Here is a 13,049-nt window from a genome sequence, read left to right as displayed (position 1 = left end):
TTATCTATGTTACTTTCTTCACAAGTGGAACAATTTTAATTATGATGTGAGGTTTGAAAATGAAGCTAAAGATCGTATTCTTGTCGTTTATTTCGGTCGGTTTAATTATCTATTTATTCATTATGTTTTTCCTACCAAACACAGACGCAAAAAGCAAAATAAAGGTAAATGAAATAAGTAAAAAATTAAATAGTAACCAAACTATTCTTATTCCAACTGGATTTGGAGTGAAAAATGTATTTCTAATAGATGATGGAGTGCTTTCTCCATATATAGATGTGCAGCTTTCACATGATATTAACGTAAGTATTTATTCATCAAGTGACATAGATTACGAAGGAGGGAGGAAGGTAAGAAATAGAATAGTGAACAATCTTAACATTAGAGAATATCAAACGAAAGATCATAGAGTAATCTATCTTTTTAAGGATGGTAAACTTAATTATTTGTATGAGTTTGATGAAACTTATAGGAAAAGGATTGATGAGTATTTATTAAAAGAAATTTAAATAATTTACTTTGTAGTGAAGCATTTAACAAAATAGGATAGACGTAAGACGGAATGGGAGTCAAAAGGTTAGCTTTTAACCTTTCAACTCTCCTTATGCAAATTGAAAAAGAAACTCTTCAAAAGTTTTTGCCGACATAATTTTCTTTTCAACTTTCGGATAACTCATTACTTCATATAATTTTTCAAAAAATAGCTCAAATCCCTTTTTGTCACTTTCTGCAATTGCTAATAAAAAAACAATATTTACATAATTTCCTTCGCTCCATTGGATTGGTTCTTCTGAAATATAAACTGCAATCTTTGATTCTGTTATATTTTCAACCATCGCATGGGGAATGGCTATGGATGAAGTAATATTAGTTGGCGACAATTTCTCTCGTTGCATTACTTTTTGATAAAATTGATTTGACACAAATCCCTTATTTTCCAACTCTTGGCTAAGATACTTTAAGCATTCACTTTGTTTAATTTTCTTATTACCAACAAAAAACAGAGAGGAATCAAAGAACTTAATCAATTCGCTACTACGATTATCATTGCTAAGCATTTTTTTTATCACTTCAATCCCTTTTTTTAACGACAGAAAGTCCACCTCTACAACCGGAACTTTTGCATTGGAAATTGGAATGGTGGAAACGATAAAATCGGCTTGTTGTTCTCCTTTTAATTGAAATACAGCATAAGAAACTGTATCAATAATCTCCACTCGATCTCTAAATTCCTTATAAAGAATGGTTTCTACTAATCTGCTTGTAGATGTGCCTTGTCCACAAACCAAAAGAATTTTCTTCTTTTTGACGATGGTTTCTTTGTTTCGCTCTAAAGAAGAAGCGATATGTAGAGCAACATAACCAATTTCGTCTTCATTTAAATTATATTTATGAAATACATGTGTTTTTTCCATGGCCAAAAGTGTTAATTGAAAAGCGTAAGGATATGCTTGCTTAATAGTATCCAATAAAGGATTGTTCTTCTCTTTTAAAATTTCTTTTACTGGTAGATAAGTAGAAAAGTGCTGGAACAAATCTTTTTTTAATACAGGATCATTTCTTAAGTCAACATCAAAAATTTGAAAAATATTATCCACTATTTGTTCTACTAATACTTCTATTTCTTCAATGACTTCATCCGTAAATATGTTTTGAGGAATATTGGAGATAAAGTGAAGATAGATCCAACGTCTTTCACCTAAAGGAAACGTAAGATGAAATCGTTCTTCCAGATAATTTATTAACTGCTCCATTGCATCTTGGAAATTCATATCCATTAGAATAGTAGGTGGAATATTTTCAGTTAGAGCACAATCATTTTGCATTCTCGTAATACTAATTGCTAAATGAATAATAAAATTTTTTCTATGAAAATCAGAAATTAGAAAAATGTCTGGTGGGAAAAACTTCATTGTAACTTGTGCTATTTCATCCAATTCGAGATTTTTAAATAACTTTTGCTCAGATGGTGTAAAAGATGTAATGTAATTAGTTGAATTTTTGTTGATTAATTGCTCTGAAATACAACTTCGGATGTTCTTTTCATCTCCAAAAATTTTATAGCCGATATTTGTTTTTGCTTTAATAGTTAAATTGTATTTTTTAAGTAAACCTTTAATTTGCCGCATATACCCAAGCAAGGTTGTCCGACCAACAAATAGGGTGTCACAAAGTTCATCCAACGAAAGATAATCCTCACTAAAAAGCAGTAATGTTAACAGTTCTTTTATACGCTCTTCAGAAGTTTCTAAATGATTGTACGCATGGTGGCTTTCTGTAGTGATTCTATTATGAATTTCTGAAAGTATTTCTTTTCTTTGCAAACTGTATCCTTGTCCACGAACCAAAATAATTTGCCCATGATATTTTTTCAATTCTTCGTTCAGTTCATTTATATCATTACGAATCGTTCGGCTAGAAACATTGAAAAGTTCAGCCAATTCACTTTGCGGTACAAAAGATTTTGTAAATAAAAGGGTAAATATTTTATTTAATCGATTATAAGAAAACATAGGAGACCCCCTTAAATAGCCTTATTTTAATTTTAAAGAAAAATATCATCATTTACAATGGATGGTAGTTCAGCTTATTTCCATAAAAAAGTGGCAATAACCGAACGGAATTGTTCATTTTTTTCCGGTATAAAGCTGGAAATGAGAGATGTATAAAAAAATGTTTTGTTATTTTATATTAAAAGTAGGTTGAAAACAAAAATGAAAGCGTTAGTGAATTGAGGGGAAATACGTGATGAAAGAAAAAAAATATTTACCGTCAGAATACATTGATGTAATTGATAAAGTAGTTGACTGGAAAACAGCTGTGGAAATTGCTAGCCAGCCATTGCTGAAAGATCATCTTATTACTGAGCAATACGTTCAGAATATGATACAAAGTGTGGAAGACAATGGACCTTATATGGTTTTAGCTGATTATTTCGCACTTATGCATGCAAGGCCTGGTGAAGGTGTTAACGAGCAAAGTATGAGTATGTTGGTTACAAAGGAGCCAGTTGACTTAGAAGGAAAGAAAGTAAAAATTTTCTTCGTTCTGGCTGCTGAAGATAACAACTCACATTTAGCAAGTCTTTCACACATTATGGAAATTTTTCTAGATACAGACAAATATCAGATCGTTCTTTCTGGAGACAAAGAAGCAATTATACAACTTTTTAACTAAATGGAGGTAAGGAAAATGAAAATTTTAGCAGTGTGTGGATTTGGTGTTGGCAGTTCAATGGTTTTAAAAATGACTTTAGACAAAGTTGCACGTGAGCTTGGCATTAAGGCTGATGTAGAAAACACAGATATTTCATCAGCAAAAGCAATGCAAGCAGATGTGATTTTTACAAGCAATGAGCTTTCAGCTGAGTTGAAATCTTCAGTAAAAGTACCTGTTTATGCAGTGAAGAAGTACATGGATGCAAATGAAGTTAAAGAAAAAATGCAAGACTATTTAGCAACAATAGGAGGTTAAGAATATGAATTTTATTACAGATCATATTTTAAGAAATCCGCCTGTGTTACTTGGACTAATTGCTATGCTTGGTTTGATTATCCAAAGAAAGTCTGTATCTGACATTATCAAAGGCTCTTTATCAGCAGCATTCGGTATGGTAATTTTAGATGCCGGTGTAGGAATGTTAGTAGGTACAATCGCGCCTTTAAACGCGGCTGTACAATCTGAATTAGGTGTTAAAGTAGCAGAAGGTTTATCAGATGTAACTTTTACTGCTGAGCATGGTGGCGATATTGGTTTAGCGATGTTTATCGGTCTTATTATTCATTTAGCGATCGCGCGTTTCACACCAGTAAAGACAATTTTCTTAACTGGTCACATGTTATGGTGGTTCCCCTTCATCTTTATTGCAGCAGGAGTGGAAGCTGGTTTAGAAGGTGGCATCTTAATCGGTCTAGGTGCTGTATTCTCAGCGATTTACTGGTCATTTATGCCTTGGATTATGCGTAAATATGTTTGGGATGTAATCGGTGATGATAGCTTCTTAATTGGTCACCCAACAGGAATTTTATCGCTTATTTCAGGATTCGTTGCAAAACGTGTTGGAAACAAAGAAAAATCAACTGAGGATTTAAATATTCCTGAAGGACTTGGCTTCTTCCGTGAAATCTCAATTACAGGTGCGTTAGTAATGCTTGTAATGAACATTGTTGTTGGCATAATTGCTCCTTCTCTAGTGTCAGAGAATGGTAGTTTAGTAATGTTCGCTTTCAATGCGGCATTGAAATTCGGTGCAGGGTTATTAATCATGCTTTATGGTGTTCGCTTATTGATCAACCAAATTATTCCTTCTTTCCAAGGAATTGCAGAAAAGTTAGTTCCTGGTTCAAAGCCCGCATTTGATATTCCGATTTTATTTAACTACCGTCCAAACGCAGTTATTATCGGATTTATTGTAGCAATGATTACATCAACTGTCCTTGTTATCCTTGCAAATACATTTAATATATTTGGTGTGCTATTAGTACCACTTGTAATAACAAGCTTCTTCGAGTGTGGTGGAGCTGCGGTTATCGGTGAGGGACAAGGTGGGGTCCGAGGTGCGATCATCGGTACCATTACTGCTTCTTTTGTAATGGTTGCCTTACTAGGATTTTCAGCAGTGCTATTTAGCGAAACAATTACAAACTGGCTACTAATCTTCGGTGGAAATGACTTATCCCTATGGGGAATCATCAGTCGTGGAATTGCAAGTCTCTTCGGAGGGTTATAATATGTACCAATATGTTGAAAAAGTTCAAACGATCTTAACTGAGGTTTTTACAAAAGAAACAGAGAATATTGAAGCAAGTATTGCATTATTAACAGAAGCAAATTTAAAAAAGAACTCTGTATTTGTTTTCGGTGCTAGTCATGCAGGCATTCTTACGGAAGAACTGTTTTACAGGGCTGGCGGAATGATGACGATTAACCCAATTTTTGCTCGTGAATGTATGTTAGACCGTTCACCAATTACCTTTACCTCTCAAATGGAGCGTCTAGAAGGCTATGGAACGGTTGTAGGTAAAAATGTTCCTTTTAAACAGGATGATATACTTATTTTACATTCTGTTTCCGGCAGAAATCCAATTATCATTGACTTGGCATTTCACGCAAAAAGTCGGGGTGTAAAGATTATTGCACTAACAAATGTAAAATACTCTAAGTCAGCAAAAAGTCGTCACTCAAGTAGAAAATGTCTGTATGAGCTAGCAGATATTGTAATCGATAATCACGGTCATATCGGTGACGCATGTTGTGATATTCAAGGTATTGAGCAAAAAGTTGGAGCTACTTCAACTGTTGTTGGTGCAACTGTGTTAAATACCATTATTGTGGAAACTTGCCAAAGAATAGTAGAAAATGGTATCAAAACACCACCAATTTTCTACTCAGCTAACTTAGATGGCGGAGATGAATTAAATCAGAATTTAATTAAACAGTATTCAGAAGCGATTCATTATAAATTCTAACATAAGCTAGGTCGATAGGGTAAAAATACTCTGTTGGCCTAGCTTAATTGCAATTTATGAATATATCATAAATAAAGCGGTCTTCCTAAATATACGTTATTTAAAATTAAAGAACGTAGACTAAAAAGGAGTTCATGTATGTAATTAGAACAAAGAGACTCGGCGGAAAATCCTTGATAATAGGTGCAACCATACAATAGTCTTTTGTTTATTATGTAATTGAAGTTGTGTTTATTTTAGTAAAATGATGACAAATATATTTTATATACTAGATTTAGTTTGATGCAATGTTAGTATATAAATAAAAATATTGAATAATGAGGACCATAGGGATGTACATTCAACTAACAAAAAAACTTTCGGATGAAATGAAAATCAAAGTAGAAAAACCAGATTTATCAAACGAGAATCAATTATTTTGCTGGCACGCTAATATCTTTAAAATTGGCCGTAAAAAATGCGTATTAGTCATGAATAATGTAACTAGATATTGTTTTGTGATGTATGGTCTTCTAAAAAAGGATTTTACGAATTTTGAAGAGTTAATGCAGAGAAGTATTGTGACAAATTTTCTGGCAAACGAGTATGATATCGAGAAAGTTGATCAATATATGGAACACCTTGGTGAAGTTCAATACAGTGCAACAAGTGATCGAAGTATTATTTCACAGATGAATGATATGATTTATCTTGCTGAATCTTATGTTTACGACAGGGTAGAGGAAGATGAAATAATAAGTTTGCTTCACTTAAATCTTCATCTTAATGACATACCTTTATACAAGTTACGTTCTTCTCCTAAAAGATTGATGAGAGGAGCATTGGATGAATTTTTTCATCAAATGAAGTGATCTAAAGTACCTTTAAATTCTATTGAAATTTCTCATTTGGAAATCAATCATTATTAATCTTAATCTTAAATTACCTTGAAGAAATTATGACTTCAATTGCAACCAATATTCACCAAATTAGTCAAGTAAGAGCTAAATCAACGATGTTAAAGAATGCTATTCAATATAAGTTTTTCAATGGAGAAGCTATTCCACATTCCACATTAAATCTAATTGAATCAATAGAAGACGGAAAAAAACAGGAAATAGTTATAGGGGAAATAATGAGTATTAATGATGGACGATCCAAAAAATATTTCGAAACTTAATTCTTATTTACAGAGATGTATTTTATAAAATAGGAACCAAATTAGGTTCCTATTTTTATTGTTTGTTTGTTCATCATACGGTGGTATATATATTTAATTCCTCATCATTAGAATGTTTTTACCTTTTTTGTAAAATAAGATGACTTTATTTTGTCAAAAAAATTTCAACTATTTATCACATATAGAACATTTTCCACAAGAATAGTAGGGTAAAGTTTTTAAAAGTATTTCATGTCTAGAAATAAGGAGGGGTTTGAAATGTATACAAAACAATCTATTCATAAACTTATAATATTGTTATTATCATTCAATATTTTAGTAGGATGTACACCGAATAAGCAGAATATCATTAAAACATCTAAAATAGAGTCAACTAAAATGACAAATGATAATTCAAAGTCAAATAGTATGAAATCCAATATTGTAACTGCAGCTGTTGCTGAGGCAGAACAAGTACCGAAGCTCTACTTTAAATTTTTAAACGAGAAAAAATACGACGATGCAATAAAATTACTTGGTCCAACTATTGCATTTTATGGTGACTCTTCTTCAAGAAAGTATCTTGAAAACTTAAAACACACGACATTTCTGGAATTTAAGGATATTACAAGTTCAGACAAATTTAGATTAAGTCCAATTCAAGAAGAATATTATGCAGTTAAAGCATATTATGCAAAAATAAATAATGAAGTAAGTGATCCTGAATTAGTGCCTATGATCATTGGAATCAATTATAGACTAATGATTGTAATAAAAGAGACTAAAAATAGTCAATGTTTATTAGATTCAGATGAAACAATCGATCCGCTTTGAAGTTAAAAGTATAATTAAATAATTAATTAAGGCATTCTCTAAAGTGAGTGTGTTTTTTTTTTGCAAAATAAAAAAAGAGCACCCATAGAAAGCGCTCCTAGAAAACTCACTTCTTACAATCATAAGCAACCAAAGTAATATCCAATTCTTCTTCTAAATTCTCAATCTTACTCTTCGCATCACTAGTTAAATCTGCAATAAAAAAGTCACTATTTTTTAAATCGTTATTCTCATTACTCATTCTAAAATCCCCTTTACCAAAATTTTACCTTTTCATTATTCCCTGCCGTTGAAAAAACTATCCTAGCTATAATTGGACAATTAAATATATTACGTAAAAAATCAATAAGACAGATATCTTACTTTAATAATTCATATTTGTTAAACTATTTATATTATTTAAACAATTTAGTTAGGATAACAAGTTGACAGAAAGGGTTGGTTGTATGAATAAGGATACGGTTTTTGCGATTGGAGATATACATGGTAGCATTAATGAATTAGAAAAATTACTTAAAAAATGGAATCCTGATAATGAAAGGCTGGTACTACTTGGAGATTTAGTTGATCGTGGTGAGAATCCATACGAGGTATTGATAAGAGCGAAGCAATTAGAAAAAGAATACGGAGCAGTTGTTATATTAGGAAACCATGAGCAAATGTTATTGGACTGGCTTGAGCAACCTGAGTTTAAACAAGCGTATTATTATGGACAAGGTGGTTTAGAAACGATTAATTCATTTTTTAAATTTGACATTACAAATAAAAGAGGTCCTAATGAAGTAGCACAATTAATGAAGGAGCAATTTGAATCGGAATTACAATTTATTAAATCAAGACCTTTGTATTTTGAATGGGAAAATTATGTATTCGTTCACGCCGGGGTTGATCTTAATCTTGAAGATTGGAAAGAAACAACAGACAAGGAATTTTACTGGATTCGTGATGAGTTCCATTACGGAAAAAATGAGACAAATAAAACATTTATTTTCGGCCATACTCCAACATCAATCCTTTATAAGACTGAAGGGAAATTTGATATTTGGTATTCACCTTGTAAAACGAAGATCTGTATAGATGGGGCCGCTGCATATGGTGGGATTTTACATGGGATTAAGGTTAATAAAGATGGCACTATGTCAACCTATTCAATTCCTTCTAAGGCACAGTCTACTAAGTATGAGATTTAATTGAAGAGCTTCGTAATGATAAAATATTAGGTACTATTATATGTTTTTGGACTATTATGATAAAATTAATTGAGTTCAAGTTCATTTTGAGGTAAATGATTATTTGAATAGGAAGAAGAGCGATCTATATCAGCTCTGACCTTTAATATTTCAGAGGTTGACTTTCCGACTACATTAGAAGCCATCGTGGCTAAGGAGGAATTGAAGATGACTAAACTAGACCTACTGAAAGATTTTATTGTTAACAAAGAATTAGACATCGATGTATCTAAGCCTAATAAGGAATTTACAAATTTTTCATATAATGGATTTGATGCAGGCACAGTCTATCAAAATGACACTTACAGAATTTCTGTATCTCGTGGAACAAAGGTAGAACGACTATTCCGTAAACGTAAATACAAAATGAAAGTTTCTAAAGACAATAACAACAATCTCGTAGCAATCTTTGAACTAGGAAGTGATGTTGATTTTGTACAAGTTAAAACGTTGCTTCTAAATATGGATAAATTAGCTAACAATGGACTTCGTGAAGAATTGAGCCGTGCAGTAAATTAATTTCATTTTATAATGAAAATGGTATGGCTTCTAAAAGGTTATCTAACAGTGTATGTTGGTTAAATAATACGATTGAACCCACCAAATAGATGGTGGGTTTTGTTTTGTCTGAGCAACTATATTTTCAAAAAGAGCCGCGATTAAATAAAGAAATTGGATAAATTAGCTGGTTATTATAATCAGTTTATTCTAAAAAATTTAAAAATAATTATTGACGTATGAGTATTTCGTTATTATGATTAACATATGTAACCGGTTACATATCAATGGAGATAAAATGCTATTGTAGAGTAGCTTTTATTTTTTAAGGAGTATGTAACCGGTTACACATAAACAAAAATTGACTAAGTTAGAAGGTAGAAATGATGTCAGAAGAAATTAAAATCTTGTCCCCATGTGGGATGCTTGGGTATGGATTTCCTGCCGCTTCATTTTTAAATGGACTAAAAGATAAAATACATGGAATTGTCGTTGATGCTGGATCTACGGATGCCGGCCCTCATAAATTAGGTGCAGGTGTTTCGATTGTTAGTGAGCGGGCGTTAATGAAAGATTTAGACTTAATCATAACGAATGGTGTTCCAAGAAAAATCCCAATTATTATAGGTTCTGCTGGTGGAGCGGGAGCGCGACCTCATTTAGAATCAACGATTGCAATTATAAAAAAGATATTAAAAGAAAAAGAATTAAGTGCTAAGGTTGCAGTGATTTGGGCTGATTTTACACAAGAGGAAATTATTGAAGCAAATCGTGCGCATAAAATAAAACCTTTAAGTCAGAATATTCCTGAATTAGAGGAAGAGACAATCAAGGAAACGATTCGAATTGTTGCCCAAATGGGTCATGAACCAATATTAGAAGCTTTAGAGAATGATAGTGATATTATCATTTGCGGACGAGCTTATGATCCATCACCATTTGCAGCGATTGGAATTTATCATCAAAAAGATCCTGGTCTAGCTTATCATTTAGGCAAAATTTTAGAATGTGGTGCACTGTGCGCAGAACCTGGAACTACAAAAGATAGTATTTTAGGCGTTTTAAAAGATAAGTCCTTTACAGTTGAATCATTAAATCCATTACGAAAGTGTACCCCTATTAGTGTGGCAGCACATACGTTTTATGAAAAAGAGCATCCATACTTACTACACGGACCTGGATTTAAATTAGATTTAAGTGACTGTGAGTTTCATGATGTTGGAAATGGTATTGTTGAAGTTTCGAAAAGCCGATTTATTCCTGAAGATACGACATTTATTAAACTTGAAGGTGCAAAAAAGGCTGCCTATCGAACATTTGTAATAGCAGGCATTAGGGATCCAATTTTAATCGAAAACATTCATGAGATAGAGGATCGTGTAAAGGAACAAGTTTTTGAATACTATCCAGAAATTGACCGAAACGATTACAAAATTAACTTTTTAAATTATGGAATGAATGCAGTTCTTGGCTCGAAAGAAATCGAGTCATTTAATGGCCATGAAATTGGTGTTTTATTTGAGGTTATTGCCAAGACTCAAGAACTAGCAAATAGTATATGTGCAACAGTCAGATCAACTTTTTTACACTTTGGTTATGAAAAACGTAAGTCTACTGCAGGGAATCTAGCATTCCCATTTGCACCAAGTGATGTTGAATTTGGAGCGGTATACGAGTTCTCTATTTATCATTTAATGGAAATTAATCATAATCCGTTTCGAGTCGAGTACTTGTAGGAGGGCAAAGTAATGGCTACATTATTTGATTTAGCAAAAGTACTTAGAAGTAAAAATTCAGGTCCATATGAATTAACGTTAGATATTTTATTTGATTCAGAACATGTATACCAGATGGTGAAAAACTCTGGAAAGATTACAAAACAGACAATTTGTCACTTATATAATTTACGAGAAGAACAGATTCACCATTTTGTTTTCTTTGATCAAGCTTTGGGAATCAAAATTACGATTGAAAGAGATGTCTCTTCAGGTAGTGTGGGAGACAGAGATGTATATGGTGCGCAACAACATGCACCGCTTATGAAGATTACTTTTGATGAGGCGGAGATAACTAGTGAGGAAGATTGCAGTTGTAGGTAGTATTAATATCGACTATTTTATTGAATCAGAAAAATTACCGGAAATCGGTGAAACACTATTAGGAAATCAATTCTTTTTATCGGTAGGAGGTAAAGGGTCTAACCAGGCTGTAGCTGCTTCTCGTTTAGGTGCTCAAGTAGCTTTATTTGGCTCAGTTGGTAGTGATGAGATTGGCGAAATCTTTATCGAAAATATGAAGAATGAAACAGTAGATCTAAAGAATTTAAATCTAGTAGAAGAAAGCCATACGGGTGTTGCATTTATCGAAATTTGTAATAGTGAGAATAGAATTCTAGTTGTTCCTGGAGCGAATGAATATACAAATGTTAACTATATTACTAGAGTGTTAGACGAATTGCTCACGTATGATATTGTATTATTCCAAATGGAAACACCAATTGAGTTGATGGAGTATTTAATTCCTTTACTACATGAAAAAGGAAAAATCATAATTGTTAATCCTGCTCCTGCCCAAAAAATTAAAAAACATTTAGTAGAACAGATCACCTATATCACACCAAATGAACACGAATATGAAATTGTTTTTGATAGCAAACAGCCAATGGAAGAGATCCTTAAGGACTATCCAAATCAATTAATAATTACATGTGGAACAAATGGTGTTGTTTATTATGATGGACAAGAAATTATTCGCATACCAGTTATTAAGGTAGAACCAGTCGATACAACTGGTGCAGGAGATTCTTTTTCTGGAGGCTTTGCTGTAGCGATCGCAGAAGGCAAAAATCTTTATGACAGTATCTGTTTCGGAACGATTGTAGCTGGTTTATCTGTTACAAAAAAAGGTGCTCAAACCGGTATGCCATATCGAAATGAAGTAGACCTTTTATGGAAAGAGGAGTTGAAACATGAAGGCAAAGACCACGTTATCGAAAATTAAAAAAGATTGGGTCATTTATTTAATGCTTCTTCCAGCAATTGTGTATTTCTTTATTTTTAATGTAATACCTTTGCTAGGAATGAAGCTTGCCTTTCAGGACTATCGGATTATTGGTGATAATGTGTGGGTTGGGATGAAGCACTTTAAAGTTTTGTTTAGCTCTCCGGCTTTCCTTGATGTTTTAAAAAACACGGTGATGATCAGTACAATGAAAATCATCTTTATTTTTCCGATTCCTATTATATTATCACTTTTAATTAATGAAGTTCGAACAGGGCCTTTTAGAAAGTATGTTCAATCAGTTGTTTATTTACCTCACTTTCTATCATGGGTTGTCATTGCCGGTATTTGGATTAGTTTATTAAATCCGCAAGATGGAGGCGTAAATGTAATTCGTCACTTTTTTCATCTACCATCGGTTGATTTTATGACTAGTAAGGACCATATACGTTGGGTTTTAGTTTTTTCAGAAATGTGGCGTTCATCTGGATGGGACTCGATTCTTTACTTAGCTGCAATTATGAAAATCAGTCCATCTCTTTATGAGGCTGCAAGAATGGATGGCGCATCTAGTTTACAACAAATGAGGTATATTACTTTACCAGAATTAACAAGTACAATCGTTACTGTTTTTATCTTAAATTTAGGCTTCTTTTTAAACGCTGGATTCGATCAAGTGTTTAACTTAATTAATGATTCTGTTATTAGTAAAGTTGATATTTTAGATACTTATGTGTACAGAATTGGTATTTTAAATGCTCAATATTCCTATGCAACAGCAGCTAGTTTATTTAAAGGTGTAATTGGCGTAGTTTTAATTCTTGGAACACACTTTATCTCAAAAAGGATTTCAGGTAAAGGTGTTTGGTAATAGGGAGGTGT

Annotated in this window: 16 protein-coding genes; 14 read left to right on the top strand and 2 right to left on the bottom strand. The window is 32.6% G+C overall.

Translation table 11 applies throughout. From position 1 onward, the window contains the following. The first annotated feature begins 59 nt into the window (after positions 1 to 59). Positions 60 to 509: a hypothetical protein gene (locus tag CN925_RS04395; RefSeq protein ID WP_098845046.1), complete on the top strand. Its 450-nt coding sequence runs from the start codon at positions 60 to 62 to the stop codon at positions 507 to 509. A gap of 93 nt (positions 510 to 602) precedes the next feature. On the opposite strand, the gene CN925_RS04390 is transcribed toward CN925_RS04395, so the two are convergent. After that, positions 603 to 2,513: a BglG family transcription antiterminator gene (locus CN925_RS04390; protein ID WP_098845045.1), complete on the bottom strand. Its 1,911-nt coding sequence runs from the start codon at positions 2,511 to 2,513 to the stop codon at positions 603 to 605. 235 nt (positions 2,514 to 2,748) lie between these two features. Between CN925_RS04390 and CN925_RS04385 the strand changes: the two genes are divergently transcribed. The 7 genes from CN925_RS04385 (at position 2,749) to CN925_RS04355 (ending at position 7,440) form a co-directional block, all read left to right on the top strand. After that, positions 2,749 to 3,177: a PTS sugar transporter subunit IIA gene (locus CN925_RS04385; RefSeq protein ID WP_098845044.1), complete on the top strand. Its 429-nt coding sequence runs from the start codon at positions 2,749 to 2,751 to the stop codon at positions 3,175 to 3,177. Between the two features lie 15 nt (positions 3,178 to 3,192). Beyond that, on the top strand, positions 3,193 to 3,474 hold the full coding sequence (locus CN925_RS04380; protein ID WP_098845043.1) for a PTS sugar transporter subunit IIB: 282 nt from the start codon (positions 3,193 to 3,195) through the stop codon (positions 3,472 to 3,474). Positions 3,475 to 3,478: 4 nt separating this feature from the next. Next, positions 3,479 to 4,729 (top strand): PTS ascorbate transporter subunit IIC, encoded by a 1,251-nt coding sequence (locus tag CN925_RS04375; protein ID WP_098845042.1) that lies wholly within the window; start codon positions 3,479 to 3,481, stop codon positions 4,727 to 4,729. Position 4,730: 1 nt separating this feature from the next. Then, positions 4,731 to 5,468: a sugar isomerase domain-containing protein gene (locus CN925_RS04370; RefSeq protein ID WP_098845041.1), complete on the top strand. Its 738-nt coding sequence runs from the start codon at positions 4,731 to 4,733 to the stop codon at positions 5,466 to 5,468. Between the two features lie 332 nt (positions 5,469 to 5,800). Beyond that, positions 5,801 to 6,319 carry a DUF6933 domain-containing protein gene (locus CN925_RS04365; RefSeq protein ID WP_180232839.1) on the top strand — a complete coding sequence of 173 codons (519 nt, stop codon included), beginning with the start codon at positions 5,801 to 5,803 and terminating at the stop codon, positions 6,317 to 6,319. An 86-nt stretch (positions 6,320 to 6,405) separates the two neighbouring features. Next, the gene (locus tag CN925_RS04360) at positions 6,406 to 6,627 is read left to right on the top strand and encodes a hypothetical protein (protein ID WP_098845040.1); all 222 of its coding nucleotides are present in this window, start codon (positions 6,406 to 6,408) and stop codon (positions 6,625 to 6,627) included. Between the two features lie 258 nt (positions 6,628 to 6,885). Continuing rightward, positions 6,886 to 7,440, top strand: coding sequence for a hypothetical protein (locus tag CN925_RS04355; protein WP_098845039.1), 555 nt, complete (start codon positions 6,886 to 6,888; stop codon positions 7,438 to 7,440). A gap of 106 nt (positions 7,441 to 7,546) precedes the next feature. Here the strand turns inward: CN925_RS04355 and CN925_RS21520 are convergent, their stop codons facing one another. Further along, positions 7,547 to 7,681, bottom strand: a complete 135-nt coding sequence (locus CN925_RS21520; RefSeq protein ID WP_286138262.1) for a hypothetical protein — start codon at positions 7,679 to 7,681, stop codon at positions 7,547 to 7,549. A 205-nt stretch (positions 7,682 to 7,886) separates the two neighbouring features. On the opposite strand from CN925_RS21520, the gene CN925_RS04350 reads away from it, so the two are divergent. The 6 genes from CN925_RS04350 (at position 7,887) to CN925_RS04325 (ending at position 13,038) form a co-directional block, all read left to right on the top strand. Next, complete coding sequence (locus CN925_RS04350; RefSeq protein WP_098845038.1) at positions 7,887 to 8,630, top strand: metallophosphoesterase family protein; 744 nt, start codon at positions 7,887 to 7,889, stop codon at positions 8,628 to 8,630. Positions 8,631 to 8,837: 207 nt separating this feature from the next. Continuing rightward, a complete protein-coding gene (locus CN925_RS04345) occupies positions 8,838 to 9,188 on the top strand; it encodes a hypothetical protein (RefSeq protein WP_098845037.1) in 351 nt (116 codons plus the stop codon). A gap of 365 nt (positions 9,189 to 9,553) precedes the next feature. Further along, positions 9,554 to 10,903, top strand: coding sequence for an acyclic terpene utilization AtuA family protein (locus CN925_RS04340; protein WP_098845036.1), 1,350 nt, complete (start codon positions 9,554 to 9,556; stop codon positions 10,901 to 10,903). A 12-nt stretch (positions 10,904 to 10,915) separates the two neighbouring features. Further along, positions 10,916 to 11,266, top strand: a complete 351-nt coding sequence (locus CN925_RS04335; protein ID WP_098845035.1) for a DUF4387 domain-containing protein — start codon at positions 10,916 to 10,918, stop codon at positions 11,264 to 11,266. Further along, on the top strand, positions 11,241 to 12,167 hold the full coding sequence (gene rbsK / locus CN925_RS04330; protein WP_098845034.1) for a ribokinase: 927 nt from the start codon (positions 11,241 to 11,243) through the stop codon (positions 12,165 to 12,167). Before CN925_RS04335 ends, rbsK begins: the two co-directional genes overlap by 26 nt. Further along, positions 12,136 to 13,038, top strand: a complete 903-nt coding sequence (locus CN925_RS04325; RefSeq protein ID WP_098845033.1) for an ABC transporter permease — start codon at positions 12,136 to 12,138, stop codon at positions 13,036 to 13,038. Before rbsK ends, CN925_RS04325 begins: the two co-directional genes overlap by 32 nt. The last annotated feature ends 11 nt before the right edge of the window (positions 13,039 to 13,049 follow it).

Origin of the sequence: Bacillus sp. AFS055030 (genome assembly GCF_002574545.1) — a bacterium.
In the GTDB taxonomy this organism is placed as follows: Bacteria; Bacillota; Bacilli; order Bacillales; family Bacillaceae_G; genus Gottfriedia.
This window is presented reverse-complemented; position numbering and strand designations above follow the sequence as displayed.

What these genes read in the sequence shown, in the direction of transcription:
- CN925_RS04395 (WP_098845046.1), top strand. Translation starts at nt 60, where the DNA reads ATGAAGCTAAAGATCGTATTCTTGTCGTTTATTTCGGTCGGTTTAATT.
- CN925_RS04390 (WP_098845045.1), bottom strand. Translation starts at nt 2,513, where the DNA reads ATGTTTTCTTATAATCGATTAAATAAAATATTTACCCTTTTATTTACA.
- CN925_RS04385 (WP_098845044.1), top strand. Translation starts at nt 2,749, where the DNA reads ATGAAAGAAAAAAAATATTTACCGTCAGAATACATTGATGTAATTGAT.
- CN925_RS04380 (WP_098845043.1), top strand. Translation starts at nt 3,193, where the DNA reads ATGAAAATTTTAGCAGTGTGTGGATTTGGTGTTGGCAGTTCAATGGTT.
- CN925_RS04375 (WP_098845042.1), top strand. Translation starts at nt 3,479, where the DNA reads ATGAATTTTATTACAGATCATATTTTAAGAAATCCGCCTGTGTTACTT.
- CN925_RS04370 (WP_098845041.1), top strand. Translation starts at nt 4,731, where the DNA reads ATGTACCAATATGTTGAAAAAGTTCAAACGATCTTAACTGAGGTTTTT.
- CN925_RS04365 (WP_180232839.1), top strand. Translation starts at nt 5,801, where the DNA reads ATGTACATTCAACTAACAAAAAAACTTTCGGATGAAATGAAAATCAAA.
- CN925_RS04360 (WP_098845040.1), top strand. Translation starts at nt 6,406, where the DNA reads ATGACTTCAATTGCAACCAATATTCACCAAATTAGTCAAGTAAGAGCT.
- CN925_RS04355 (WP_098845039.1), top strand. Translation starts at nt 6,886, where the DNA reads ATGTATACAAAACAATCTATTCATAAACTTATAATATTGTTATTATCA.
- CN925_RS21520 (WP_286138262.1), bottom strand. Translation starts at nt 7,681, where the DNA reads ATGAGTAATGAGAATAACGATTTAAAAAATAGTGACTTTTTTATTGCA.
- CN925_RS04350 (WP_098845038.1), top strand. Translation starts at nt 7,887, where the DNA reads ATGAATAAGGATACGGTTTTTGCGATTGGAGATATACATGGTAGCATT.
- CN925_RS04345 (WP_098845037.1), top strand. Translation starts at nt 8,838, where the DNA reads ATGACTAAACTAGACCTACTGAAAGATTTTATTGTTAACAAAGAATTA.
- CN925_RS04340 (WP_098845036.1), top strand. Translation starts at nt 9,554, where the DNA reads ATGTCAGAAGAAATTAAAATCTTGTCCCCATGTGGGATGCTTGGGTAT.
- CN925_RS04335 (WP_098845035.1), top strand. Translation starts at nt 10,916, where the DNA reads ATGGCTACATTATTTGATTTAGCAAAAGTACTTAGAAGTAAAAATTCA.
- CN925_RS04325 (WP_098845033.1), top strand. Translation starts at nt 12,136, where the DNA reads ATGAAGGCAAAGACCACGTTATCGAAAATTAAAAAAGATTGGGTCATT.